This is a genomic window from [Empedobacter] haloabium, assembly GCA_008011715.2.
GTDB classification, from domain to species: Bacteria; Pseudomonadota; Gammaproteobacteria; order Burkholderiales; family Burkholderiaceae_D; genus Rugamonas; species Rugamonas haloabia.
The window spans coordinates 308,467-333,205 of record CP136508.1 but is presented as its reverse complement, the minus strand read 5'-3'; the positions used below and the strand labels follow the sequence as shown (position 1 = coordinate 333,205).

Here is a 24,739-nt window from a genome sequence, read left to right as displayed (position 1 = left end):
ATGTACGCTGTATCACGCTAATCTGCAGCGGCGGTCCGGTAATGCCGTCGCTGTGAATACGATCGTCGCGGTATTGCGATCATCCGGCCTGCTCAATCATAGGCGCAGAATTTTCGAAAGGCCGTAAGATAACATCGCCGCGACGGATCATTTCTATCGAAATGTCACATCAAATAGAAAAGTCAGGTGAGTATCCCCCCTAACGGGCGCGATCGGCGACGACTCGTAATAGTTGGTTCATTTTTGAAAGGAAAGTTATCTTTCCCGATGAAATGTTCTCGGCGCGACTGCAGAGCGGGGGTTCCATAGTAGAGAGCACACGGCAGTGCGGTATTTGCCGGCTGGGCCGCAAACCCGCACCACTACTCATCTTCCGAGGAAGGGGCCGGGCGCCTTGACGCGACAACCCTCCATTTGGAGTGTTGCAAACAACATACAAGTGACAACATACTATCGTTGTGATTTGGGATCTGGCGCGGGTCGCTTTGCAACAGGAAGATTATGTGATTTCCTGAGTGAATTGTTTCGCCCAGAAAATTCATAAGATGACTGGCGATTATGTGACCTTGTTCGATAAGGTTCGCTGCACCGATGTTTCTGCGTCGCTTCCCGTGCACTCGGGCAGCGACCAGGGGCCGCTGCATTATCGCTTCGTATTCGCAAAGCGCGTAGATCGGAATGCGACAACGCCTGTGCGATGGCCACATCATGCAGGTGATCGAATGCACGCGGGTGCCAGATAACGCCGAGGCCGATTATCATGCGACGCAGGGCGATGCCCTGGGGGAGCGATGATTTTCCGCGCCAGATAATCACCAGAGAGGACTCATGAATGAAATCAGTCAACGGCTGAAGAAGAATGGCCTGCTGGCGGTGCTGGCGATGCTGTTGGCCGCCGTGGCCGGCTATGAATTGCGCGAAATCGACGGCAACAGCTATCGTGCCGTGCGCGCCGCCTTCCCTACCGGCAGCGCGGATTACCGGGCCGCGGTGGCCACGGCCATGGCGGGCGGCACGATCAACCGCTGGGAACTGCAGGGACTGGAACGGCAGTTGGCACGGGACGGGCAGGCGTTTATTATCGACGCACGTGCCGCCAACCTGCATGAAGAACGCCTGTTGCTGGCGGCGAAGGCCCGCTGGGGCGCGTCGCGCTGAAAGGCAACGGCACGCACGCAGTCCGGCTTACCTTTTCGAGGAGACGCGCATGGGCTCTGGCAGGATTCTGGTGGCACAGGGAGGCGGGCCGACCGCCGTCATCAACCAGTCGCTGGTCGGCGTCACGCTGGAGGCGCGGCGCTTTCGCGACGTCACGCGCGTCTACGGCGCGCTGCACGGGGTGCGCGGCATCGTCGACGAAGAATTCGTCGACCTGACCCAGGAAACCAGCCATAACCTGGAACTGGTGGCGTCCACCCCATCGTCGGCGCTGGGCTCCACGCGCGACAAGCCGGACCAACAATACTGCGCCGAGATCTTCAATGTGCTGCGCGCGCACGAGATCGAGCATTTCTTCTACATCGGCGGCAACGACTCCTCCGACACCGTGCGCATCGTCAGCGAGCAGGCCCGCGCGGCCGGATACCCGCTGCGGGCGATCCACATTCCGAAAACCATCGACAACGACCTGGTGGGCAACGACCACACACCCGGCTTCCCGTCGGCCGCGCGCTTCGTCGCGCAGGCCTTTGCCGGCGCGAACCTGGACAACGCGGCGCTGCCCGGCGTGTATGTCGGCGTCGTGATGGGCCGGCACGCAGGCTTCCTGACGGCCGCTTCCGCGCTGGGCAAGAAGTTCCCCGACGATGGCCCGCATCTGATTTATCTGCCGGAGCGCGTGTTCGAACTGGAACGCTTCCTGGCCGATGTGAAAGCCACGTATGAGCGCTTCGGCCGCTGCGTCATCGCCGTCTCGGAAGGCATTCATGATGCCAGCGGCGCGCCGATCGCGACCTTGCTGGCCAAGGAGGTGGAACAGGATGCGCACGGCAACGTGCAGCTGTCCGGCACGGGCGCGCTGGCCGACCTGCTGTGCGACGCGATCAAGGCGCGCCTGGGCATCAAGCGGGTGCGTGGCGACACGTTCGGCTACCTGCAGCGCTCCTTCATCGGCTGCGTCTCCGACGTGGACCAGCGCGAGGCGCGCGAGGTGGGCGAAAAGGCGGTGCAGTTCGCGCTGTGGGGCCAGGCCGACGGCTCCGTGGCGATCCGCCGCACGGGCTTCTATTCGGCCGATTACGCCCTGCTGCCGCTGGCGGACGTAGCCGGCAAGACGCGCACGATGGAAGACGAATTCATCGCCGCCAGCGGCACGGACGTGACGGACGCGTTCCGCCTCTACCTGCGCCCGCTGCTGGGCTCGGGCATGCCGGATGCGTTCCGGCTGCGGCCGGCGCCGGTGGCGAAGATCCTCAAGCGCTGAACAGGGGCAGTCCCTGAAGGAGCTGCTCTATGCTGGGGCATTCGGGAAACGCCGAGCACAGCAGCGCAAGCAAGGAAAAAACCGGTACAGTCCCGGATTTTGAAACGGCGCCTTACGGCAGGCAGGACCATAAAGGGCGCTTGCGCTCCCGATTCAAGCCTGACGATCACTCCCGCTGCCGCGCTACCATGCGATCCGCTGACTTGGCGCCGCGCGCAACGACCGGGCCGATCATGCCCAGCCCGGCCAGCAGCATGAGGCATGTGGCCGGCTCCGGTACCGCCGGCGATGTGTAGGCGTAGCTTTCCGCTGCCAGGTAAAGATTGCCGGTTGCGTTCGTCGATCCAGAGGCAACCGTGCCGCGCAACCAGGCACTCCCCACGCCGACGTGGTACTGGTCGATGGAACCCAGCCATAAGCCAACGCTGTCATACAAGTTGCCCTGTATGGATGCCTTTGCCAACAAGAATAATTCCGGTGCGAAGGTGGCGGTGTTTTCCGCGAGGACTTCGAGATTAAGCGCCGTCCAGGGCGTGAGCGAAATTGTCCAGTACGTAACGCTGAACGCGCTGTAGAACTCGTGGTCGCTCGGTCCGAATTGCGTATTCGCTTCGGCGAACCAGGTGCCGGCGCTGAGGCTGCTTCTTGCGTTACCGCTCGGACCGACAACTTCGGTAGCGCCGATATCGTTCCGGACGTCCTCGGCGACCAGCACGTAGTCGGAGGCATAGGCGCTGCGCTGCTCATGCCGGTTCAAAACAAACTCGACGGCCGGGCTGATGCCATCGCTAGGGTTGAGATCGACCAGTTCATAACTGAACTGTGACAGGCGGGTCGTCAGGCCACCGCTCTGTGCCATGGCAGGGAGCGCAGGCATGACGAGGGCAGCGACGAAGGCGACGTTGCGGAGCTGGCTTGGGATCGGCATCATATTCCTTTCGAAGGTCGATGGTCCGGGTGACCATCCCTTCAATTTAGACGATGAATCGCGCAGGTTTCGACAATCTCGTCTTGACGGGTCTGGGTGTTGACGTATCCGAAAACAGCATGGAAATTCGTCCACCCGGGAGGGGCGGCTCCGGCACGTAAGCCTGGGAGGCGACTGTCAAGAACCCGGAAGCGCGCGCGGAAATCGAGGCGCGGCGTAGTTGTTCTGATTTGCCATTGTGCTGCGCGAGCGTGAGCATTGCAACGAGTTCGGCGGCGGCACCATGGGCCTCGACGGTTCCGGGCAACGCGCAAGCGTCGCTGCCGACCGTTCCGAAGACCGGAGGTCGGACCCGGCGGTCCGCCCCCAGCCCTTGCTTGCGGGTGCAAGAAGGCCGGTTGTCGTCTCAGCGCTACGGGCCGGAAAACGAAAAACCCGGCCACGGCCGGGTTTTGCATGCCTCAGGGTCGCTTACACGACGATGGTCTGGTGCTCGCCTTCCTTGCGCGCACGGATCGTGCCGATGCGCGAGACGGTCTCGCCGGCCGCCGTCAGCTGGGCGATGGCCGCATCCGCGTTCTCGGCCGAGACGATCACCGTCATGCCGATGCCGCAGTTGAACACGCGGTGCATCTCGGCATCGGCCACGCCGCCGTGCTGCTGCAGCCACTGGAACAGCGGCGGCATCGTCCAGGACTTGCCGTCCAGTTCCGCCGTCAGGTGCTCCTGCAGCACGCGCGGGATGTTTTCCACCAGGCCGCCGCCCGTGATGTGCACCAGGCCCTTCACTTCCATCGACTCCATCAGCGCCAGCAGCGGCTTGACGTAGATGCGGGTCGGTGCCATCAGCACGTCCGCCAGCTTGCGGCCGTGGAAGTCCGCTTCCAGGTCCGGCTTGGCCACTTCGATGATCTTGCGCACCAGCGAATAACCGTTCGAGTGCGCACCCGACGAGGCCAGGCCCAGCACCACGTCGCCCGCGGCGATCTTGGTGCCGTCGATCAGCTTCGACTTCTCCACGGCGCCGACGGCGAAGCCGGCCAGGTCGTATTCGCCGGCCGGGTACATGCTCGGCATCTCGGCCGTCTCACCACCGATCAATGCGCAGCCGGCCTGTTCGCAGCCTTGCGCGATCCCCTTGATGACGCTGGTGGCGGTCGGCACGTCCAGCTTGCCGCAGGCGAAATAGTCGAGGAAGAACAGCGGCTCGGCGCCCTGCACCAGGATGTCGTTGACGCTCATCGCCACCAGGTCGATGCCGACGGTGTCGTGGCGGTTCAGTTCGAAGGCCAGCTTGAGCTTCGTGCCCACGCCGTCCGTGCCCGACACCAGCACCGGCTCCTTGTACTTCTTGCTGATCTCGAACAGTGCGCCGAAGCCGCCGATGCCGCCCATCACGCCTTCGCGCAGGGTACGCTTGGCAAACGGCTTGATCGCTTCAACTAAGGCATCGCCCGCGTCGATATCGACGCCGGCGTCACGGTAGGACAGGGATACATTCGAAGGTTGGCTCATGGTGTATTTCGCAGCGGAGGCGGTAAAATAGAAGGCGGAGGCCGCAATTCGCTGGTTCCAGGCAGTTTTTGGGCTGTTTTGGAGGCAAATTCCGGCAAGTCCGCTATTTTATCAAAATGGCCCGTCCCATCCGCTAAAAAAAATCCACTGGCCGCCTGTCCATGCGCTTCCCGCCCGCCCTCCGCTCACTGCCCCGCAGCGCCCCCGCCTGCCGGCAGCTTCTATAATGCATGCCGTGATGAGCGAAAAGACGATGCCAATGACCAGGACCACGGGGCACCAGCCATGAAACAGCTGGTGCTGGACCTGGGCGCCGAGCCGGTGCATACCCTCGAATCGTTCGAGGTGGGCCGCAATGCCGAAGTGGCGGCCCTGATGCGCCAGTTCGCCGCGCGCACGTCGCGCGAGCATTTCGCCTACCTGTGGGGCGAGATCGGCGCCGGCAAGTCGCACCTGCTCAAGGCCCTGGCCGCCACCGAGGGCGCCCGCTACATCTCGCCATTCTCGATCGAGTCGGAATTCGTCTATTCGCCCGAGGTCGACCTGTACCTGCTGGACGACTGCGAGAAGCTGTCGCCGGTCGCCCAGATCGACGCGTTCGCGCTGTTCAACGAAATCCGCGCCAACGGCGCCTTCATGGTGTGCAGCGGCGCCGTGCCGCCGGCCGTGCTGCCGGTGCGCGAGGATCTGCGCACCCGGATGGGCTGGGGCCTGATCTACCAGCTGCACGGGCTGACGGACGACGAAAAGGTGGCCGCGCTGTCGCAGGCCGCGGCCAGCCGTGGACTGACGCTGTCGCCCGGCGTGTTACCCTATTTGCTGTCGCACTTCCAGCGCGACATGCGCTCGCTGTCCTCGATGCTGGACTCGCTGGACCAATATTCCCTTGAAACCCAACGCCCGATTACCCTGCCGCTGCTGCGCGAGTGGCTGCAGGCCGAGGCGAAAGACTGACTGAGAGACTGCATGAACCTGGCCTTGTTCGACCTCGACCACACGCTGCTGCCCATCGACTCCGATTACGAGTGGGGCCAGTTCCTGTGCCGGGTAGGCGCCGTCGATGCCGCCGAGTTCGCGCGCCGCAACGATGCCTTTTTTGCCCAGTACCAGGCCGCCACGCTGGACCCCGTCGAGTACCTGGAGTTCGCCCTGGGTACGCTGGCCGCGTTCGAACCCGAGCGCCTGGCCGCGCTGCAGCAGCAGTTCATGACCGAGGTGATCGAGCCGGCCATCCGCCCGGCCGCGCGCGCCCTGCTGCAAAAGCACCTGGACGCGGGCGACCTGGTCGCGATCGTCACGGCCACCAATCACTTCGTCACGGCACCCATTGCCAAGGCGTTCGGCATCGAGCACCTGATCGCGGCGATGCCGGAAATCGTCGACGGCCGCATCACCGGCCGCCTGCACGGCACGCCCACGCAAGGCCAGGGCAAGATCGCCCACACCAAGGCCTGGCTGGAAGGGATGGGCAAGACGCTCGAGCACTTCGACGCCGTGTACTTCTACAGCGATTCGCACAACGACCTGCCGCTGCTGTCGATCGTCACGCATCCCGTAGCGACCAACCCGAACGCCGCGCTCACCACCCACGCTACCGCGCAAGGCTGGCCTTTACTCCATCTATTCAATGATTAAGAAATTCATCCGCAAGATCCTGGGCGTCAAGGAAGCCCGCAACACCGACGTACCCGAAGTACTGGGACCGGAGCAGCACGGCATCGACCCCAAAATGGTGTCGGCCAACGCCGTCCGCGTCACCTCCACCTTGCAGGAAGCCGGCTTCGAGGCCTTCGTGGTGGGTGGCGCCGTGCGCGACCTGCTGCTGGGCGTGAAGCCGAAGGACTTCGACGTGGCCACCAACGCCACGCCCGAGCAGGTCAAGCGCCTGTTCCGCCGCGCCTTCATCATCGGCCGGCGCTTCCAGATCGTGCACGTGATGTTCGGCCAGGACCTGCTGGAAGTGACCACCTTCCGCGGCACCGCCACGGCCAACGCGCCGAAGGACGAGCATGGCCGCGTGCTGCGCGATAACACCTTCGGCACCCAGGCCGAGGACGCCGAACGGCGCGACTTCACCATCAACGCGATGTACTACAACCCCGCCAACCAGCAGGTGCTGGACTACCACGGCGGCATGAAGGACATCCGCGCGCGCACCCTGCGCATCATCGGCCAGCCGGAAGCGCGCTACCGCGAAGACCCGGTGCGCATGCTGCGCGTGGTGCGCTTCGCCGCCAAGCTGAAGTTCGACATCGAGCCGACGACGGCCGCGCCGATCGCCGTCATGGCCCCGCTGATCAACAACGTGCCGGCCGCGCGCGTGTTCGACGAGATGCTGAAACTGCTGATGAGCGGTCACGCGCTGGCCTGCCTGCAGCAGCTGCGCAAGGAAGGCCTGCACCACGGCCTGCTGCCGCTGCTGGACGTGGTGCTGGAGCAGCCGCTGGGCTTCAAGTTCGTCACCCTGGCGCTGGACTCGACCGACCGCCGCATCGCGGCCGGCAAGACCGTGTCGCCGGGCTTCCTGTTCGCGTCGCTGTTGTGGCACCAGGTGCTGGAAAAGTGGAACGCCTACCAGGCCGCCGGCGAATTCCCGATCCCGGCGCTGCACCTGGCGGCCGACGAGGTGCTGGAATCGCAGACGGAAAAGCTGGCCCTGCAACGCAAGATCGGCTCGGACATGCGCGACATCTGGTCGATGCAGCCGCGCTTCGAGCGCCGCAACGGCAAGAACCCCTACAAGCTGCTGGAACACCCGCGCTTCCGCGCCGGCTACGACTTCCTGCTGCTGCGCTGCGCTTCCGGCGAGATCGAGCAGGAACTGGGCGACTGGTGGACCGCGTTCTACGAGGCGGACGAGGTCACGCGCGCCGAGCTGGTCTCCAGCGCCTCCGGCACCGCCTCGAAACGCAAGCGCCCGCCGCGCCGCGGCCAGCGTCATAAGGACGGCGAAGAAGGCGTCAACGACGAGGCGGAAGTCCAGGCCGAGGCGCATGACGACGAAGCCGACGACAACTTCGGCGCCGAAACGGCACCGGCGCCGCGCAAGCGCCGCCGTGGCCCGCGCCGCCGCAAGCCGCAAGGCGAAGGCGCCCCGGCCGGCGACGTGCCGCACGGCTCCGGCGAGTGATGGCGCAGCCCGGCAGCGTCACGGCCTACGTCGGCATCGGCGCCAACCTGGGCGACGCCCGGGCCAACGTGCTCGATGCCGTCGCCCGCCTGCGCCGCTTGCCCCATACCGCCGTCACCGGCGTTTCGCCGCTGTACCGCACGGCGCCCATCGACTCCTCCGGCGACGATTACATCAACGCGGTCGCCCGCCTCGACACCGCGCTGCCGGCCGAGGCGCTGCTGCAGGCGCTGCTGGACATCGAACAGCAGCACGGCCGCGAACGGCCCTACCGCAACGCCCCGCGCACGCTCGACCTCGACGTGCTGCTGTATGGCGACGAGCGCATCGCCACGCCCACGCTGACGGTGCCGCATCCGCTCCTGACGCAGCGCGCCTTCGTGCTGGTGCCCCTGCTGGCGCTGGCGCCTGCGCTCGTCATGCCCGGCCTCGGTCCCGCCACCGCCTTCCTGCACGGCGTGGCGGACCAGGCCATCACCCGGGTGGACTCCTGAATGCAAATCCCTGTCATCGTTCAAACCGCTGGCCTGCTGACCCTGTCGAACGTCTTCATGACGGTCGCCTGGTATGGCCACCTGAAAAACCTGTCGAGCAAGCCGTGGTGGATCGCCGCGCTGATCAGCTGGGGCATCGCCCTGTTCGAATACCTGCTGCAGGTGCCGGCCAACCGCATCGGCCACACCCAGTACAGCCTGGCGCAACTGAAGATCATGCAGGAAGCGATCACGCTGACCGTGTTCGTGCCGTTCGCGATGCTGTACATGAACCAGCCGTTCAAGACCGACTACATCTGGGCCGCGCTGTGCCTGGTGGGCGCGGTCTACTTCATCTTCCGCAGCTGACAGCCGATTTAAGCACGGTCGTGCGGCGGGGTTTACAATAGCCGCCGTCAGCACATTATTGAAGGACTCCCATGTCTGGTTATTTGCAAGGAAAAGAGATGGCCGCAGCGGCACCCGCGCCGGCGGCGGGTACGCCCGCGCCGGCGAAACCGGTGGCCAACAAGGCCGTGACGATCCCGTCGCTGCGCGCGCTGCACGCGGCCGGCGAGAAGATCGCGATGCTGACGTGCTACGACGCGAGCTTCGCCGCGCTGATGGAGCGCAGCGGCGTCGAGATCCTGCTGATCGGCGATTCGCTGGGCATGGTGTGCAACGGTCACACGTCCACGCTGCCCGTCACCGTCCAGGAAGTGGCTTACCACACGGCGGCCGTGGCGCGCGGCGCCAAGTCGGCGATGATCATGGCCGACCTGCCCTTCGGCAGCTACGGCACGCCCGAGCAGGCCCTGGCCAGCTGCGTGCAGCTGATGCAGGCCGGCGCGCACATCGTCAAGATCGAAGGCGCAGGCTGGCTGGCCGACACGGTGCGCTTCCTGACCGAGCGCGGTGTGCCGGTGTGCGCGCACATCGGCCTGACGCCGCAGTTCGTGCACCAGCTGGGCGGCTACAAGGTACAAGGCAAAACCATCGAGAGCGCGCAGGCCCTGCGCGCCGACGCGCTGAAGCTGCAGGATGCCGGCGCCTCGCTGGTGCTGCTCGAAGCGGTGCCGTCGGCCGTCGGCAAGGACGTCACGGACGCGCTGGCGATCCCCACCATCGGCATCGGCGCCGGCCCGGACTGCTCCGGCCAGGTGCTGGTCATGCACGACCTGCTGGGCGTTTTCCCGGGCCGCAAGGCACGCTTCGTGAAGAACTTCATGGACGGCCAGGCCACTATCGAGGCCGCGTTCGGCGCCTACGTGGCGGCCGTCAAGGACGGCAGCTTCCCGGCGCTGGAGCACTGCTTCTGATGAGCCGCTGGGGTTTGTCCCTGCATGGGGACTGACCCCGAAGTTTGCATGCGTTGCGTTTACGCTGACGAGAAACTTCAGGGTCAGTCCCTTGCGGGGACAGACCCTTGCGTTTTTGCATAAGCTTCACATTTTTTATTCGTTCGTCCCGCCCTTGCTCATCGGTATAGTGTGAACATCCGCTTCACCCGATCCATACCGACCATGCCGCACCCGACCCACATCGCTGACCGCCACACCCTGTACATGTCGTGCATGGCGCAGTGCATGTGCCGCCCGCGCGCGCTGTAAGCCCCCGTTACCCGTAACCGCAGCACGACCGCACCGGCCCACAAGGCCGGCAAGGCCCGCGCTCGCCCGTTCGCCTTGCGAACGGCATCATCCCAGCAAGAGGAAACCATGCAACAACCGCTCCATCGCCAGCTCGTACTCGCCATTGCCGCCGCCCTGCCGCTGCTGGCCGCCGCCCAAGAGACCGCCCCCATCGACAAGGTCGTCATCACCGGCTCGAACATCCGCACCACGCAGAAGGAAGGCGCCAGCGCCGTCCAGGTGATCGGCGCGAAGGAGATCGCCGCCAGCGGCAAGGCCAGCATCGCCGACGTGATCCGCTCGATCGCGGCCAACAGCGGCAACAGCTACAACGAGCAGTACACGGGCAGCTTCTCGGCCGGCACCGCCGGCCTGTCGCTGCGCGGCATCGGCCAGAAGAACACCCTGATCCTCGTCAACGGCAAACGCGTCAGCCCCTACGCGACGGCGCAGGACCTGCAGGAGGTGTTCGTCGACCTGAACAGCCTGCCGATGGCCGCCGTGCAGCGCATCGAGGTGCTGAAGGATGGCGCGTCGTCCGTGTACGGTTCCGATGCCGTCGCCGGGGTCGTCAACATCATCCTGTACAAGGAGTTCTCCGGCGTGGACGTGACGGGCCAGTACGGCGGCTCGACCGAGGGCACCGGCCAGCGCGAGAAGAGCGCGGCGCTGCAGACCGGCTTCGGCACGCTCGACGGCGATGGCTACAGCGTCGTGTTCTCCGTCGACGCGCAGCAGCGCGACACCTTGAACCAGACCGACGTGGCCTGGATGCGCGGCAGCGACTTCCGCGGCAATCCGAGCGGCACACTGGCCTGGACGCCGACCAACTACATCAACGGCAATCCGACCCAGCTGCTGGGCGGCGTGCAGGGCCCGCTGCAGCTGCAACCGTACGGCGCCATCACGCCGGGGAAGAGCGGCCAGGTGCTGGCCTTTAACCCGGCCGAATACCGCACGCTGATCCCCGGCATCAAGCGGGTGCACGCTGCCCTGCGCGGCACCGTCAAGCTGAACGACCATCACGAGGCCTATGCCGACCTGCTGTACGGCCACTCGCGCGCCGACCAGACCTTCGGCGCTCCGCTGACGGTCGGCAGCGGCCTGCGTGCCTGGAACAATGCGAAACAGCAGCTGGACAACATTCCGGTCGTGCTGCCCGTCGGTCACCCGAACAACCCGGGCACGACGCCCTTGCCGATCAACGCCACGCTGTTCGACCTGGGTGCGCGCATGAAGCAGGACAAGGTGGACTTCTTCCGCGTGCTGGCCGGCGCCAAGGGCAGCGTCGCTGGCTGGGACTACGACGCCTCCATCGGCCAGTCCGGCAGCAAGCTGGAAGAGACGGTGCAGAACTTCGTCAACCGCTACGAATTCGAGAAGGTGCTGGCCGACGGCAGCTACAACTTCGTCGACCAGGCCGGCAACAGCGAGGCGGTGCGCAACCGCTTGCGCCTGTCCACCTTGCGCCCGGCCCAGGCCAAGCTGACGACCGTGGACTTCTCCGCCACGCGCGACCTGCTGCAACTGCCGGCCGGCCCCTTGGGCTTTGCCGCCGGCGCGCAGTGGCGCCGCGAAGAGATGGACTCGCAGACCTCGACGGCGGTGCTGTCCGGGACCGAGCTGCGCCCGGCCATCAACATCATCAACGGCACGCGCAAGGTGGCCGCGCTGTTCGCCGAGTTCAATGTGCCGGTCGTGAAAGACCTGTCGCTCAACCTGGCCGGCCGCGCCGACCACTACGACGATTTCGGCAGCGCCTTCTCGCCCAAGGCCAGCGTGCGCTGGCAGGCGGCCCAGTGGCTGCTGCTGCGCGGCACCGCCTCGCGCGGCTTCCGCGCGCCGTCGCTGCCGGAGATCACCAACTCCACGTCGGTCAGCTACGGCAACGTGATCGACCCGCGCGATCCGATCGCGCCGACGCAGGCGCGCGGCGTGACCAACCTGACGATCGCCAACCCGGACCTGAAGCCGGAGCGCTCGACCAACCTGAATTTCGGCATCGTGCTGGCCCCGAGCAGCCGCACCAGCGTGGGCGTGGACTACTACCACATCCGCACCAAGGGCGTGATCGACACGGAATCGGCCGACAACATCATCGCCAACGAGGCGTCGGCGCCGCACAAGGTGGTGCGCGACGCACAGGGACGCATCCTGACGCTGTACCGCCAGTACGCCAACCAGGGCGACCGCGTCGTTTCCGGCCTCGACCTGGACCTGCGCCACACGCTGCCGCTGGCCGCCTGGGGCAAGCTGACCTTCAACGGGCAGCTGAGCCGCGTGCTGAAGTTCGAAGCGCCGCTGGCCGTGGGCGAGCCGCTGACGGACGGTGCCGGCAACAACTGGTTCGGTTCGATCCCGAAATGGCGCGGCGTGACCGGCGCCACCTGGGACGTGGGCGCGTTCACCAATACGCTGATCTGGAACTACGTGGACGGCTATGACCAGACCACCAGGCCGGGCGAGCGCGTCAAGCCGGTGGGCACGCTGGATGCGACGGTCGCGTGGAAGGCGACGCCCGCCGCCACCGTCAGCTTCATCGTGCAGAACCTGACGGACAAGCGGCCGTCGTGGGACTCGTCGACGACCTTCTTCGACTTCACCCAGGCCGACCCGCGCGGCCGCACGGCGGCGGTGAAGGTGAACTACCGGTTCTGAGCGCGGCGGCTGCGCGCCGTCAGCGCGACAGCTGCCGCTCTTCCTTGCGCTCCGCCCTGACTTCGACCTGCTCGCGCACCTTGACTTCCGGCACGTGGCCCTGGGCGATGCTGTTCTGCGCATTGGCGCGCACCCGTTCCATGACGATGGCGCGCTGCTCAGGCGTCAGGCCGTCGGCCTGCGTGCGCTTCTCCACGGCGGCCACGGCCGCATAGGTGCCGGCCAGTTCGGGATGGCGTCGCACGGCTTCACCGGGCGCTTCCTGGGCGAACGCCTGGGCGCGACCGGCGGGGGCCGGCGCCGGCTGGCCCGGCTGCTCCGGTGCCGGCCGCGTACCCGGCACGGGTTCGGCTGGACGTGCGTCGCGCGCGGCCGTCCTTGCTGGCGGCTCCGCGGCCGCTTCGGCCGTGCGCGGCACCTCGCGCGGGGCGGCAGCCGCTCCCTTGCGCTCCGGCGCCTCGGCGGGTGCGGCCTGCGGCGCGGCCGCCTGCGCGGCCGCCAGGTCCTTGACCTCGGAGCGGGAGTGAATCTTGACCGCCAGGACCCTGACATCGGGCGCATCGGCCGGCACTTCCGGCAGCTTCACGCCGCTGCCGGCCATCAGCTTGTTGCCGTCCACCGCGGCAATCATCGTCTTGTCCGCCGTCAGCGTATAGCGAGTACCGTCGAGCAGCTCCGCGGACGCCTTTGCCACCTTGCTGTTGACCGCCTCGATGGAGCCGGTTTCCTTCAGCGTGCGGTTCAGTTCCTCCTTCGGAATGCCATTGATGGCCGTGACCCGCGGGGTCTGCAGCAAGGCCGGCAACTCGGTCGAGACGAACACCTTGTCCGTCTCCGCCGCCGGCGTGATCGTGCGGACATCGCCGCGCGCCGTCTGGCGCATCAGCTTGTCGGACACCTGGTCGTTAATCGCCGGGATATTGTCGATGGCATAACGCGAGCGCGTGCCATCGCTCTTCTGGGGCCCGTCGATCAGCGTGCTGGCCAGTTCCTTGCCGGCTTTTTCGTCTTTTCCGCCCGCCGCCGCCGCCACCGCGTCGCGGAACCGGCCGGCGTTGAGCAGCTGGCCGGCCGGCGTATCGCTGATATAGAACACCTTGCCGTCACCGTTCTCGCTCATCGCCTTGGCCATTTTCCAGCCGGGCTCGTCACCTGCCTTGCCGCTGTACGGAATGGGGCGGGCGTCGGCATCCCATTGCTTCGGTGTCGCGGCGCCATATTGCCCCCAGGCCACCCGCTCCGGCTTGACGGAGAATTCGTCCACCTTCTTTTGCAGGTCCTGCGCGAACTTGGCCAGTTGCTCGTTGGTCAGGCGGTCGTCACCGGGGATTTTCTCGGCCGCACGCCATCCTTTTACAAAATCCACCGCCCCCTTCAGGTCCATGGAAATGTCCTCAGAAATAGGTAATCTGCGAATAAATGACGCGCACTTTGCTGGCGCGTCCCATCCGGCCTCCGCGCAGCGTACTCAATGCCTGCGGCAGCAGCTCCTTGATCTCATCCACCCGGGAGCGCGCCGCTTCCGGCACGCTGAGTGACAGATCGAATACGGCGACGAATCCGCCGTCTTCCTCCTCGACGTTGAAATAACCGGCGGCAGCGATCACGTCCTGGCCCAGGATCAGGTTGTAATGTCCCGGCGGTTCGTCGCGTTCCGGCGCCAGGTCGGGCTTGCCGCCCAGGTCCAGCAGCACGGCGTCGCGCGCGCGGTCGCGCGCGCAATCGTCGCTCAGTGCCAGCACCGGCCCACGCAGCCGCGGCTTGAATTGATCGAGTTCGTTCTGGTCCAGCTCAGCGTATTCAAATGCCATTTGTTCTCCTGCCAAAAATAATGCGCGAATTGACTGACAGCTCTATTTGTTTATTCCGGTAATCTATAGGCGCATGTTGACACGTGCCGATTACGCCAGCCCGACAGCGTCGCCCACAATTATTTTATTGTCAAGAAAAAAAAGGCGGCACTGTCGCGCCGCCGGGGGTCAATTGCCGACCTGGATCCAGGTGGTTTTGAGTTCCGTATATTTATCGAAGGCGTGCAGCGATTTGTCGCGGCCATTGCCGGATTGTTTATAGCCGCCGAATGGCACCGTGATGTCGTCGTTGTCGTACTGGTTGACGTGCACGGTACCGGCCCGCAGCGCGCGCGAGGTCTGGATCGCCTTCGACAGGTCGGAGGTCCACACGGCCGCGTGCAGCCCGTAGGGCGACGCGTTGGCCTGGCGCACGGCGTCGCGCACGTCCGTGAAGCCCAGTACCGACAGCACGGGGCCGAAGATCTCCTCGCGGGCGATCGTCATGTCCGGGCTGACCTGGTCGAAGATTGTCGGCGCCACGTAATAGCCGCCTGTGTCGAGCCGCACGCGCTCGCCGCCGGCGACCAGTTTCGCGCCCGCCGCCTTGCCCTGTTCGATATAGCCCATCACGGTGTTCAGCTGGATGTCGTCGACGATGGCGCCCATCACCGTGCGCTCGTCGAGCGGGTCGCCTGGCGCGAAGCCCGGCACCAGCGCCAGTGCCTTCTCGATGAACTTTTCCCGGATCGACTCCTCGACGAACAGGCGCGATGGCGCGTTGCAGCTTTCGCCCTGGTTGAAGAAGATCGAACCGACCGAGGCGGCCACCGCCGCGTCCAGGTCCGGGCAGTCGGCGCAAACGATGTTGGCCGACTTGCCGCCCAGCTCCGTCCACGCGCGCTTCAGGTTGGACTGCCCCGCCATCTGCATGATCTGCTTGCCGACGCGGGTCGAGCCCGTGAAGGCGATGCAGTCGACATCCATGTGCAGCGCCAGCGTGCTGCCGGCCTCGTTGCCGTAGCCCGGCAGCACGTTGAAGACGCCGGCCGGAATGCCGGCCTGCAGCGCGAGGTCGGCCAGGCGCAGCGCCGTCAGCGGTGATTTTTCCGAAGGCTTCAGCACGACGCTGTTGCCGGCCGCTAGCGCGGGCGCGATCTTCCACGAAGCCATCAGCATCGGGTAATTCCACGGCACGATAGCGCCCACGACGCCGACCGGCTCGCGTGTGATCAGGGCCAGGCTGTTCGCCGGCGCGGGTGCGATCTCGCCATACACCTTGTCGATCGCCTCGCCATACCAGCGGATGCAGTTGGCGGCGCCGGCCACGTCGACGACCTGGCTGTACTTGATCGGCTTGCCCATGTCCAGGGTTTCCAGCAGCGCCAGCTCGGCCGCATGCTGCTGCATCAGATCGGCGAACTTGAGCAGGATGCGCTTGCGTTTGGCGGGCGCGAAATTGGCCCAGCGGCCGTCATCGAATCCGGCGCGGGCCGCCGCCACGGCCACGTCCACGTCGGCGGCATCGCAGCGCGCAACCGCGCCCAGCAGGCGGCCGTCGATCGGGGAATGGTTGTCGAATTGCCGCTCGCCGCGGGCCCAGGTGCGTTCGCCGTCGATGAAGGCACGGCCGTCGATCTGCAGGTCGCGGGCGCGCTCGTGCCAGGTGGGGGTGGTCATCCGTTGTCTCCTTTGCAGTGGTTTTCAATGATTCTACTGCCCGGCCGCCGCGGCTGCCGTTTAGGCAATTTCTATGAATACGATAGTTACAATAAATTTCTATAATGACAGCGGCATCGATAGCATAAGCATTTCCTAAACATTGAAATCGATAGGTAATGTATATGAGCAACCTTCTTGCTTCCCGTCCAGGCCGTGCCGTACTGTGCAGCCTGGTCGTACTGTCGGGTCTCGCGGCATTCGCCACCGGCGCCCATGCGCAGACGCTGACGAAGGACAACGGCGCGCCCGTCGGCGACAACCAGAACAGCCAGACCGCGGGCCCGAACGGCCCTACCCTGCTGCAGGACGTGCACCTGGTGCAGAAGCTGCAGCGCTTCGACCGCGAGCGCATTCCCGAGCGCGTCGTGCACGCGACCGGCACCGGCGCCCATGGCACGTTCACGGCAACGGACGACCTGTCCGACCTGAGCAAGGCCAAGCTCTTTGCCCGTGACACCGTCACGCCCGTGTTCGTGCGCTTCTCGACCGTCATCCCGGGCCGCTCCGGGGCCGAGACGACGCGCGATCCACGCGGCTTCGCCGTCAAGTTCTATACGCAGGAGGGCAATTTCGACATGGTCGGCAACAACCTGCCGATCTTCTTCATCCGCGATGCGATGAAATTCCCGGACATGATCCACGCGCTCAAACCCGATCCCGTCACCAACGTGCAGGAGCCGGAACGGGTGTTCGACTTCTTCTCGCATATCCCGGAGGCGACGCACATGCTGACGCGCGTCTACTCGAACCTGGGCACGCCGGCCAGCTACCGTGAGATGAACGGCAGCAGCGTGCACGCGCTGAAACTGGTCAACGCCAAGGGCGAATACGTGTACGGCAAGTTCACGTGGAAGTCGCGCCAGGGCGAGCGCAACCTGCGCCCGCAGGACATCCCCGTCGTGCAGGGCAAGAGCACCAGCCACGCCACTGTCGACCTGTATGACGCGATCAAGGCCGGCAAGTTCCCGGTCTGGGACCTGACGGTGCAGATCATCCGGCCGCAGGACCTGGACAAGTTCGCCTTCGACCCGCTGGACGCGACCAAGGTCTGGACCGGCGTCCCCGAGCGCAAGGTCGGCACGCTGGTGCTGAACAAGGTGCCGGACAACTTCTTCGAATCGACCGAACAGGTGGCGATGGCACCGGGTAACCTGGTGCCGGGAATCGAGGCATCGGAAGACCGCATGCTGCAGGGCCGCCTGTTCTCGTATATCGACACGCAGCACCATCGCCTGGGCGCGAACTTCCAGTCGCTGCCGATCAACCGGCCGCTGGTCCCCGTCGTCAACAACCACATCGACGGCGCCGCCAACATCTCCGGCCGCAAGGGCAGCGTCAACTACGAGCCCAGCCGCCTGGCGCAAGTCAAGGAAGACCCGGCCGCGCGCGCCAGCAACCTGCCGCTGGCCGGCACCACGCAGCAGCAGCGCATCGCCAAGACGCTCAACTTCCAGCAGGCGGGCGAGTTCTACCGCTCCCTGCCGGCGCAGGAGCGTGACGACCTGATCGTCAACCTGTCGGGCGACCTGAAGCGCGTGAAGAACCAGGACAGCCTGTACACGATGCTGTCCTACTTCTGGAAAGCGGACGCCGACTATGGCAAGCGCCTGGTCAAGGCAGTCGGCGCCGACGCCGGCAAGGTGGCGACCTTGGCCGCCGGGCTGAAGGAGTAAGCCCCAGCGCCGAGGCCAAGGCCGAGTCCGAGTCCCACTGTGGTGCCTGACCCCAAAACGAGACACGGGCTCGGCCGACGTAATGCCGAGCTCGTGTCCCATCGCGGTGCCTGACCCCGAACTGAGACACGAGCTCGGCCGTCTTCGCCTCTTTGCCGCACTGCGCGGCTTGTATTTATACTAAAATCCCCCACTCGTACGACAACCTTCGGATGTCAGGAGCTGGGATGATCGACCTCGATCGACGTGGTGTGATTCTGGCCGGCGGCGGCGTTCTGGCCGCCGCTACCCTCGGGCCCGCCGCTTGGGCGGCGCCGCAACGCAAGCTCGGCTATGCCATCGTGGGACTCGGCGCCTACGGCCTGGGCGTCATCATTCCCCAATTTAAGCATTGCCGCGACAGCCGGCTCGTCGCGCTCGTCAGCGGCGACGCGGCCAAGGCACGCCGGGTGGCGGCCGAGTACGGCGTCCCCGAGCGCAACCTGTACAACTACCAGAACTACGACAGCATCCGCGACAACCCGGACATCGACATCGTCTACGTCTGCCTGCCCGTCTCGATGCACGCCGAATACACGATCCGCGCCGCCCAGGCCGGCAAGCACGTGCTGTGCGAAAAGCCGATGGCGCTGTCGTCGGCCGAGTGCGAGGCGATGATCGCCGCCTGCGCGCAGGCCGGCCGCAAGCTGATGATCGGCTACCGCTGCCACTTCGAACCCACCAACCTGGAAGCGATCCGGCGCGCCCGCGCCGGCGAGATCGGCAAGCTGCGCTATTTCCGCTCCGAGCACGGCTTCGTGCAGCGCGACACGAATGGCTGGCGCTTGAAAAAAGCGATGTCCGGCGGCGGCTCGCTGATGGACATGGGCATCTACGCGCTGCAGGCGGCACGTTACATGACGGGCGAGGAACCCATCGCCGTCCACGCCACCGAGCGCACCGACCGCAACGACCCGCGCTTTCGCGAGGTGGAGGACATGATCGCCTTCGACCTGGAATTCCCGTCCGGCGTGCTGGCCTCCTGCATGTCGATGTACAGCGCCAACCAGAACCACATCCTGCTGATGGGCGACAAGGGTCGTATCGAGCTGGAACCCGGCACCGCTTATGCCGGCAACCACCTGTGGGTGGGCGCGGGACGCGAGCGCGAGATTGCGCCGGCACCGGGACCGGCGGCGACACAATGGGCCGGCCAGCTGGACCATCTGGCGCAGTGCGTGCTCACCAACCGCGCGCCCATCGTTCCCGGCGAGGAAGGTCTGCGCGACCTGCGCATCATCGAGGCGATCTACCAGTCGGCGCGCGAGGGCCGGCGCCTTGCGCTGCGCGCCTGAGGCCCGGCGCCGCGCATTCATCCTTACAACACTCGATGGTGGACACTAGCAAAGTTGATGTAACCACCAGCTTCTGCCTTTATAATCGCGGATTTTCCGGCCGCTTTTTCCACCACTCTTAAGCCCACACCTGCATGAACACCACCCTGATTATTTTCGTCGTGCTCTACCTGCTGGGCACGCTGGCGCTTGGCATGTGGGCGGGGCGCCGCATCAAGAACACCGCCGACTTCGCCGTCGCCGGGCGCAGCCTGCCTTTGATCATGGTCATCACGACCACGTTTGCCACCTGGTTCGGTGCCGAGACCGTGATGGGCGTGCCGGCCAAGTTCGTCCAGGGCGGCCTGAATGCCGTCATCGAGGACCCGTTCGGCGCCGGAACCTGCCTGATCCTGGTCGGCCTGTTCTTCGCCGCCAAACTGTATAAACTCAACCTGCTGACGATCGGCGACTATTACCGCCAGCGCTACGGCAAGGGCATCGAGGTGTTCTGCTCCGTGACGATCATCCTCAGCTACCTGGGCTGGGTCGCGGCGCAGATCACGGCGCTGGGCCTGGTGTTTTCCGTGCTGACCGGCGGCGCGATGGCGCCCGCCACCGGCATGGTCATCGGCACGCTGGCGGTGCTGATCTACGTCGTCGTCGGCGGCTTCCTGGCCGTCGCGATCACGGACTTCATCCAGATGATCGTGCTGGTGGTCGGCATGACGATCATCGCCTTCTTCGCGGCCGACCTGGCCGGCGGCGCCGACAAGGTGCTGGCGATGGCGCAGCAGGCCGACCTGTGGCGCGTGCTGCCCGAACCCACCTTTACCGACATCATCTTCTTCTTCGCCGCGGCGATCACGATGATGTTCGACAGTATCCCGCAGCAGGACGTGTTCCAGCGCGTGATGTCGGCCAAGGATGCGCCCACGGCCCGCAGCGGCGCCGTGATCGGCGGCGCCAGCTACATCCTGTTCGGCTTCGTGCCGATGTTCATCGTGGCGGCCGCCGTGGTCGTCATGGGCGACCAGGCCATGGACATCGCCAAGAACGACTACCAGCGCCTGCTGCCCACCTTCGTCATGACGAAGATGCCGCTGGTGATGCAGATCCTGTTCTTCGGCGCGCTGCTGTCGGCCATCAAGAGCACGTCGTCGGCCACCCTGCTGGCGCCGGCGACGAGCTTCGTCGAGAACATCCTGAAGAACCTGCGCCCCGGCATGAGCGACCGCCAGCAGCTGCTGGCGATGCGCATCACGATCGTCGTCTTCGCGGCGCTGGTGCTGGGCTATGCGATCGCCATGCAAGGCACGTCGATCTACGAATTGGTGTCGAGCGCCTACCAGGTGACCCTCGTCGGCGCCTTCGTGCCGCTGGTGATGGGCCTGTACTGGAAGCGCGCCACCACCCAGGGCGCGATCCTGTCGATCGGCGCCGGCATCGTCGTGTGGGTGCTGTTCTTCCCGCAGATCTCCAGCCTGGGCGAGCACTTCCCGGGCCAGCTGGCCGGCCTGCTGGCCGCGTTTGCGGGCATGTTCGTCGGTTCGCTGGCGCCGCAGGTGCTCAAAAACCGGCATGACGCGGCGGCGCACCTGCAGGCCAACGCTTGAAGCACCGGTGACAGGCACCATGGGTCATCGGTGCCTGCCCCATGGGTCATCTTCCCGTAACTACCCCATCCACCCGCGCCGCTCCAGGTCTTCCAGCGTGCGGTCCAGGCACAAGCGGATCAGGCCAATCATCTCGTCGACCTGCGCGCGCGTCATCACGAGCGGCGGCGCGATGATCATGCGGTCGCCCACGGCGCGCATGATCACGCCGTTGTCGAACATGTGGCCGCGGCAGATCATGCCCACGCCCAGGCTGGGATCGAACTTCACCTGGTAGTGCACGTTGCCGGCCTTGCGCCGCACCAGGTTCAGGCCGGCGACGAAGCCGCAGCTCTCGGCCGTGCCGACCAGCGGGTGCGCGGCCAGGCTGGCGAAGCGCGCCTTCAGGTAGGGCGCCGTGTCGTGCGCCACCTGTTCCAGCAGCTTTTCTTCCTCGATGATGCGGATGTTCTCCAGTGCGGCCGCGCAGGCCACCGGGTGGCCGGAATACGTGAAGCCGTGATTGAAATCGCCGCCGGCGACCAGCACCTGCGCCACCTTGTCGCTGACCAGCACGCCGCCCAGGGGCACGTAGCCGGACGTGACGCCCTTGGCGAACGTGATCAGGTCGGGTCCGATGCCGAACTGCTCGGAGGCGAACCATTTGCCCAGGCGGCCGAAGCCGGTGATGACTTCGTCGGCGATCAGCAGGATGTCGTACTTGTCGCAGATGCGGCGGATCTCGGGCCAGTAGGTGACGGGCGGGATGATGACGCCGCCGGCGCCCTGGATCGGTTCGCCGATGAACGCCGCGACCTTGTCCGGCCCCAGCTCCTTGATGCGCTCTTCCAGCCAGGAAGCGGCATGCACGCCGAATTCCTCCGCCGTCATGCCCATGCCATGGTCGGCATAGCTGGGCTGGTTGATGTGGACGATGCCCGGAATCGGCAGCCCGCCCTGCACGTGCATGCCGGTCATGCCGCCCAGCGAGGCGCCGGCCATCGTGCTGCCGTGGTACGCGTTGTGGCGGCTGATGATGACGGTGCGTTCCGGCTGCCCCTGCAAATCCCAGTAGCGCCGTACCATGCGCACGTTGGTGTCGTTCGCTTCCGAGCCGGAGCCGGTGAAGAACACGTGGCCGAAGCCTTCCGGCGCGATGCGCGCCAGCTTGGCGGCCAGTTGCACGGCGGGGATCGTCGTCGTGTTGAAGAAGCTGTTATAGAACGGCAGCGTGTCCATCTGGCGCGCCACCGCCTGCGTGATGCTGGTGCGGCCGTAGCCGACGTTGACGCACCACAGGCCCGACATCGCGTCGAGCACCTTCCGGCCTTCGGAATCCCACAAATAGATGCCGTCGCCCCGCACCATCACGCGCACGCCCTTTTCCGCCAGCGCCTTGTGGTCCGTGAACGGATGGAGGAAATGGGCGGCGTCGAGGCGCTGCAGCGCCTGCGTGTCCGGCAGCACCGGCACGATGGGAGTCGTTGTCATGATGCGCTCCAGTTATGAGCCGGCGCGCGGATCGCCGGCCTTTACGGCACCAGTGTACTCCCAAGCATGCCGGCCGGGAAAGCTCTTCAATCCATCACACGTGCAGCAGCAGGTGCTCGCGCTCCCACGGGCTGATGACGGTCATGAACTCCTGGTGTTCCAGGTCCTTGATGGCCGCGTAGACGTCGATGAAGCGCTCGCCCAGCACTTCGCGCAGCTTGTCCTCGGCGCGCAGGCGCTGCAGCGCCTCCGGCAGGCCTTGCGGCAGTTCGTACTCCATCTCGTAGGCGCTGCCGGTCGTGATCGGGGTCGGTTCCAGCTGCTCCGTCATGCCCAGGTAGCCGCAGGCCAGCGTGACGGCCAGCGCCAGGTAGGGATTGGCGTCCGAGCCGATGATGCGGTTTTCCACGCGGCGGTCCTGCACGCCCGATTCGGGCACGCGGAAGCCGACAGTGCGGTTGTCCATGCCCCACTGGATGTTGATCGGCGCGGCTGTGTGGCGCACCAGACGACGATACGAATTCACATAGGGCGCGACGATCGCCAGCGCCGCCGGCATGTAGCGCTGCAGGCCGCCGATGTACTGCTTGAACAGCGGCGACGGCGAGCCGTCCTGGTTGCTGAAGATGTTCCAGCCCGTTTCGGCATCCACCACGCTCTGGTGGATGTGCATCGCCGAACCCGGCTCGCCCGCCATCGGCTTGGCCATGAAGGTGGCGTACATCTCGTGCTTCAGCGCGGCCTCGCGCAGGGTGCGCTTGAAGAAGAACACCTTGTCCGCCAGCCCGAGCGGCTCGCCGTGCAGGAAGTTGATCTCCATCTGGCCGGCACCGATCTCGTGGATCAGGGTGTCCACGTCCAGGCCCATCATGTCGCAGTAGTCGTAAATGTCCTCGAACAGCGGATCGAATTCGTTGACGGCGTCGATGCTGTAGACCTGGCGCGACGTCTCGGCGCGGCCGCTGCGGCCCACCGGTGCCTTCAGCGGCAGGTCGGGGTCGGAGATCTTGGCGGTCAGGTAGAACTCCAGTTCCGGCGCCACGACGGGCTTCCAGCCCTTGTCCGCATACAGCTTGAGCACGCGGCGCAGCACGGAACGGGGCGCGAAATCGACCAGCCGGCCATCGGCGAAATAACAGTCGTGGATCACTTGCGCGGTGGGGTCGGTGGCCCACGGCACCATCGTGATCGTGGTCGGATCGGCCTTCAGGATCATGTCGCGGTCGGTGCGCGAGATGGCACGGTCGTAGGCGGGATCGTCGACGGGCGAATTGCCCGTCACCGTCATGCCCAGCACCGCCTCGGGGATGCGCATGCCGCGGTCTTCGGTGAATTTCACGCGCGGCAGGATCTTGCCGCGCGCGACGCCGGTCAGGTCCGGCACCAGGCATTCGATTTCGGTGACCCGTTTTTCGTTGAGCCACTCGTCCATGTCGGTATAGCTGAAATTCTCGCGGATAGCCATTGCTTGCTCCAAAAAGTCATTGATCGCGGCCCGGCCGCGGTCCCGTGTACTGACTGCGCAAGAACAGCTAAGGGATTCCTCCGGCCGGGTTGTAATACGGTTTCATCAGCCCCGCCTTGCCTGATATTCGCGGCACGCGTTGCCGAATGCCTGGAACATCTTCATGGAATCGGGGTTTTCCGTGATGCGCCATTCGGGATGCCACTGCACCGCCAGGGTGAAGCCCTGGGCGGCGCCCACGGTATAGGCTTCCACCAGCCCGTCGTGCGCCACCGCTTCCACGGTGAGGCCGGGCGCCAGCACGTCCACGCCCTGCCCATGCAGGGAATTGACCATGATCTCCTCCGGATTGCCCAGCATTTGCGCAAACTTGCCGCCCGGCGTCAGCCGGATCGGGTGCGCGGGACCGTATTGCACGTCGAGCGAGTCGTCCTCGCGGTCGCGATGGTCCATCATGCCCGGCAGTTCCTGCACGGCCTGGTGCAAGGTGCCGCCCAGCGCCACGTTGATCTCCTGGAAGCCGCGGCAGATGCCCAGCAGCGGAATGCCGTGCTTGACGGCCGCCCGGATCAGCGGCAGCGTCGTCGCGTCCCGCGCCGCGTCCAGCGGCAACGCGGGATTGCGGATCGGCTGGCCATACAGGTCCGAATGGACATTCGAGGCCGAGCCGGTCAGCATGACACCGTCGGCCACCGCCAGCACCGCTTCCATGTCGGTCAGCTCGGCCAGCGAAGGCAGGATCAACGGCATGCACTGCGCACCGAGCACGACGGCATTGACGTACTTGTTTTGCGCGGCATGATTGGGAAAGTGGCCAATCTGCCGGGTGCAGGCAGGAACGAGAACGATAGGACGGCGCATGATGTACAGCTCCACATGAGGCCCGACCCCGCGGCACCGGCGGCGCCACGCGGTCGCTAACGACCGATGACT

The 24,739-nt window shown here is 65.6% G+C and carries 20 protein-coding genes; 12 read left to right on the top strand and 8 right to left on the bottom strand.

The features are described 5' to 3' along the window. Nucleotides 1-828: 828 nt before the first annotated feature. Complete coding sequence (locus tag E7V67_001430) at nt 829-1,158, top strand: hypothetical protein (GenBank protein WUR13794.1); 330 nt, start codon at nt 829-831, stop codon at nt 1,156-1,158. 49 nt (nt 1,159-1,207) lie between these two features. Next, nucleotides 1,208-2,422 carry a 6-phosphofructokinase gene (locus E7V67_001425; GenBank protein ID WUR13793.1) on the top strand — a complete coding sequence of 405 codons (1,215 nt, stop codon included), beginning with the start codon at nt 1,208-1,210 and terminating at the stop codon, nt 2,420-2,422. Between the two features lie 166 nt (nt 2,423-2,588). Here the strand turns inward: E7V67_001425 and E7V67_001420 are convergent, their stop codons facing one another. After that, nucleotides 2,589-3,353 (bottom strand): PEP-CTERM sorting domain-containing protein, encoded by a 765-nt coding sequence (locus E7V67_001420; GenBank protein WUR13792.1) that lies wholly within the window; start codon nt 3,351-3,353, stop codon nt 2,589-2,591. Between the two features lie 468 nt (nt 3,354-3,821). Continuing rightward, nucleotides 3,822-4,865, bottom strand: a complete 1,044-nt coding sequence (purM, locus tag E7V67_001415; protein WUR13791.1) for a phosphoribosylformylglycinamidine cyclo-ligase — start codon at nt 4,863-4,865, stop codon at nt 3,822-3,824. Nucleotides 4,866-5,150: 285 nt separating this feature from the next. Here purM and hda point away from each other — a divergent pair, with 285 nt between their 5' ends. The 7 genes from hda (at nt 5,151) to E7V67_001380 (ending at nt 12,757) form a co-directional block, all read left to right on the top strand. Continuing rightward, nucleotides 5,151-5,819 carry a DnaA regulatory inactivator Hda gene (hda, locus tag E7V67_001410; protein WUR13790.1) on the top strand — a complete coding sequence of 223 codons (669 nt, stop codon included), beginning with the start codon at nt 5,151-5,153 and terminating at the stop codon, nt 5,817-5,819. A gap of 12 nt (nt 5,820-5,831) precedes the next feature. Next, nucleotides 5,832-6,500: an HAD family hydrolase gene (locus E7V67_001405; GenBank protein ID WUR13789.1), complete on the top strand. Its 669-nt coding sequence runs from the start codon at nt 5,832-5,834 to the stop codon at nt 6,498-6,500. Beyond that, entirely contained in the window at nt 6,493-7,995 is a 1,503-nt protein-coding gene (gene pcnB, locus E7V67_001400; protein ID WUR13788.1) for a polynucleotide adenylyltransferase PcnB, read from the top strand. Before E7V67_001405 ends, pcnB begins: the two co-directional genes overlap by 8 nt. Continuing rightward, the gene (gene folK, locus E7V67_001395) at nt 7,995-8,489 is read left to right on the top strand and encodes a 2-amino-4-hydroxy-6-hydroxymethyldihydropteridine diphosphokinase (GenBank protein ID WUR13787.1); all 495 of its coding nucleotides are present in this window, start codon (nt 7,995-7,997) and stop codon (nt 8,487-8,489) included. The genes pcnB and folK overlap by 1 nt, the downstream gene beginning before the upstream one ends. Then, nucleotides 8,490-8,837, top strand: coding sequence for a DMT family protein (locus tag E7V67_001390; GenBank protein ID WUR13786.1), 348 nt, complete (start codon nt 8,490-8,492; stop codon nt 8,835-8,837). A 98-nt stretch (nt 8,838-8,935) separates the two neighbouring features. Next, nucleotides 8,936-9,787 (top strand): 3-methyl-2-oxobutanoate hydroxymethyltransferase, encoded by an 852-nt coding sequence (panB, locus tag E7V67_001385; GenBank protein WUR13785.1) that lies wholly within the window; start codon nt 8,936-8,938, stop codon nt 9,785-9,787. A gap of 399 nt (nt 9,788-10,186) precedes the next feature. After that, the gene (locus E7V67_001380) at nt 10,187-12,757 is read left to right on the top strand and encodes a TonB-dependent receptor (GenBank protein WUR13784.1); all 2,571 of its coding nucleotides are present in this window, start codon (nt 10,187-10,189) and stop codon (nt 12,755-12,757) included. A gap of 19 nt (nt 12,758-12,776) precedes the next feature. Here the strand turns inward: E7V67_001380 and E7V67_001375 are convergent, their stop codons facing one another. The 3 genes from E7V67_001375 to E7V67_001365 form a co-directional block, all read right to left on the bottom strand. Then, entirely contained in the window at nt 12,777-14,141 is a 1,365-nt protein-coding gene (locus tag E7V67_001375; protein ID WUR13783.1) for a hypothetical protein, read from the bottom strand. 10 nt (nt 14,142-14,151) lie between these two features. Beyond that, the gene (locus E7V67_001370; protein WUR13782.1) at nt 14,152-14,568 is read right to left on the bottom strand and encodes a hypothetical protein; all 417 of its coding nucleotides are present in this window, start codon (nt 14,566-14,568) and stop codon (nt 14,152-14,154) included. Nucleotides 14,569-14,736: 168 nt separating this feature from the next. Next, on the bottom strand, nt 14,737-16,227 hold the full coding sequence (locus tag E7V67_001365) for an aldehyde dehydrogenase (GenBank protein ID WUR13781.1): 1,491 nt from the start codon (nt 16,225-16,227) through the stop codon (nt 14,737-14,739). Between the two features lie 164 nt (nt 16,228-16,391). Between E7V67_001365 and E7V67_001360 the strand changes: the two genes are divergently transcribed. The 3 genes from E7V67_001360 to E7V67_001350 all read left to right on the top strand — a co-directional run bounded on the left by E7V67_001360 (nt 16,392) and on the right by E7V67_001350 (nt 20,871). Continuing rightward, nucleotides 16,392-17,942, top strand: a complete 1,551-nt coding sequence (locus E7V67_001360; GenBank protein WUR13780.1) for a catalase — start codon at nt 16,392-16,394, stop codon at nt 17,940-17,942. Between the two features lie 227 nt (nt 17,943-18,169). After that, nucleotides 18,170-19,276: a Gfo/Idh/MocA family oxidoreductase gene (locus E7V67_001355; protein ID WUR13779.1), complete on the top strand. Its 1,107-nt coding sequence runs from the start codon at nt 18,170-18,172 to the stop codon at nt 19,274-19,276. 134 nt (nt 19,277-19,410) lie between these two features. Further along, nucleotides 19,411-20,871, top strand: a complete 1,461-nt coding sequence (locus tag E7V67_001350) for a sodium:solute symporter family protein (protein WUR13778.1) — start codon at nt 19,411-19,413, stop codon at nt 20,869-20,871. Nucleotides 20,872-20,931: 60 nt separating this feature from the next. Here the strand turns inward: E7V67_001350 and E7V67_001345 are convergent, their stop codons facing one another. The 3 genes from E7V67_001345 to E7V67_001335 form a co-directional block, all read right to left on the bottom strand. After that, nucleotides 20,932-22,341, bottom strand: a complete 1,410-nt coding sequence (locus tag E7V67_001345; protein WUR13777.1) for an aspartate aminotransferase family protein — start codon at nt 22,339-22,341, stop codon at nt 20,932-20,934. Between the two features lie 94 nt (nt 22,342-22,435). Beyond that, on the bottom strand, nt 22,436-23,806 hold the full coding sequence (locus tag E7V67_001340; GenBank protein ID WUR13776.1) for a glutamine synthetase family protein: 1,371 nt from the start codon (nt 23,804-23,806) through the stop codon (nt 22,436-22,438). 105 nt (nt 23,807-23,911) lie between these two features. After that, the gene (locus tag E7V67_001335; GenBank protein WUR13775.1) at nt 23,912-24,667 is read right to left on the bottom strand and encodes a gamma-glutamyl-gamma-aminobutyrate hydrolase family protein; all 756 of its coding nucleotides are present in this window, start codon (nt 24,665-24,667) and stop codon (nt 23,912-23,914) included. Nucleotides 24,668-24,739 lie beyond the last annotated feature (72 nt).

Excerpts from the sequence above, each read along its gene's own strand:
- hda (WUR13790.1), top strand. The coding sequence starts at position 5,151 with ATGAAACAGCTGGTGCTGGACCTGGGCGCCGAGCCGGTGCATACCCTC.
- E7V67_001365 (WUR13781.1), bottom strand. The coding sequence starts at position 16,227 with ATGACCACCCCCACCTGGCACGAGCGCGCCCGCGACCTGCAGATCGAC.
- E7V67_001420 (WUR13792.1), bottom strand. The coding sequence starts at position 3,353 with ATGATGCCGATCCCAAGCCAGCTCCGCAACGTCGCCTTCGTCGCTGCC.
- E7V67_001345 (WUR13777.1), bottom strand. The coding sequence starts at position 22,341 with ATGACAACGACTCCCATCGTGCCGGTGCTGCCGGACACGCAGGCGCTG.
- E7V67_001405 (WUR13789.1), top strand. The coding sequence starts at position 5,832 with ATGAACCTGGCCTTGTTCGACCTCGACCACACGCTGCTGCCCATCGAC.
- E7V67_001425 (WUR13793.1), top strand. The coding sequence starts at position 1,208 with ATGGGCTCTGGCAGGATTCTGGTGGCACAGGGAGGCGGGCCGACCGCC.
- E7V67_001380 (WUR13784.1), top strand. The coding sequence starts at position 10,187 with ATGCAACAACCGCTCCATCGCCAGCTCGTACTCGCCATTGCCGCCGCC.
- E7V67_001355 (WUR13779.1), top strand. The coding sequence starts at position 18,170 with ATGATCGACCTCGATCGACGTGGTGTGATTCTGGCCGGCGGCGGCGTT.
- folK (WUR13787.1), top strand. The coding sequence starts at position 7,995 with ATGGCGCAGCCCGGCAGCGTCACGGCCTACGTCGGCATCGGCGCCAAC.
- E7V67_001360 (WUR13780.1), top strand. The coding sequence starts at position 16,392 with ATGAGCAACCTTCTTGCTTCCCGTCCAGGCCGTGCCGTACTGTGCAGC.
- panB (WUR13785.1), top strand. The coding sequence starts at position 8,936 with ATGGCCGCAGCGGCACCCGCGCCGGCGGCGGGTACGCCCGCGCCGGCG.
- pcnB (WUR13788.1), top strand. The coding sequence starts at position 6,493 with ATGATTAAGAAATTCATCCGCAAGATCCTGGGCGTCAAGGAAGCCCGC.
- purM (WUR13791.1), bottom strand. The coding sequence starts at position 4,865 with ATGAGCCAACCTTCGAATGTATCCCTGTCCTACCGTGACGCCGGCGTC.
- E7V67_001335 (WUR13775.1), bottom strand. The coding sequence starts at position 24,667 with ATGCGCCGTCCTATCGTTCTCGTTCCTGCCTGCACCCGGCAGATTGGC.
- E7V67_001375 (WUR13783.1), bottom strand. The coding sequence starts at position 14,141 with ATGGACCTGAAGGGGGCGGTGGATTTTGTAAAAGGATGGCGTGCGGCC.
- E7V67_001370 (WUR13782.1), bottom strand. The coding sequence starts at position 14,568 with ATGGCATTTGAATACGCTGAGCTGGACCAGAACGAACTCGATCAATTC.
- E7V67_001340 (WUR13776.1), bottom strand. The coding sequence starts at position 23,806 with ATGGCTATCCGCGAGAATTTCAGCTATACCGACATGGACGAGTGGCTC.
- E7V67_001430 (WUR13794.1), top strand. The coding sequence starts at position 829 with ATGAATGAAATCAGTCAACGGCTGAAGAAGAATGGCCTGCTGGCGGTG.
- E7V67_001350 (WUR13778.1), top strand. The coding sequence starts at position 19,411 with ATGAACACCACCCTGATTATTTTCGTCGTGCTCTACCTGCTGGGCACG.
- E7V67_001390 (WUR13786.1), top strand. The coding sequence starts at position 8,490 with ATGCAAATCCCTGTCATCGTTCAAACCGCTGGCCTGCTGACCCTGTCG.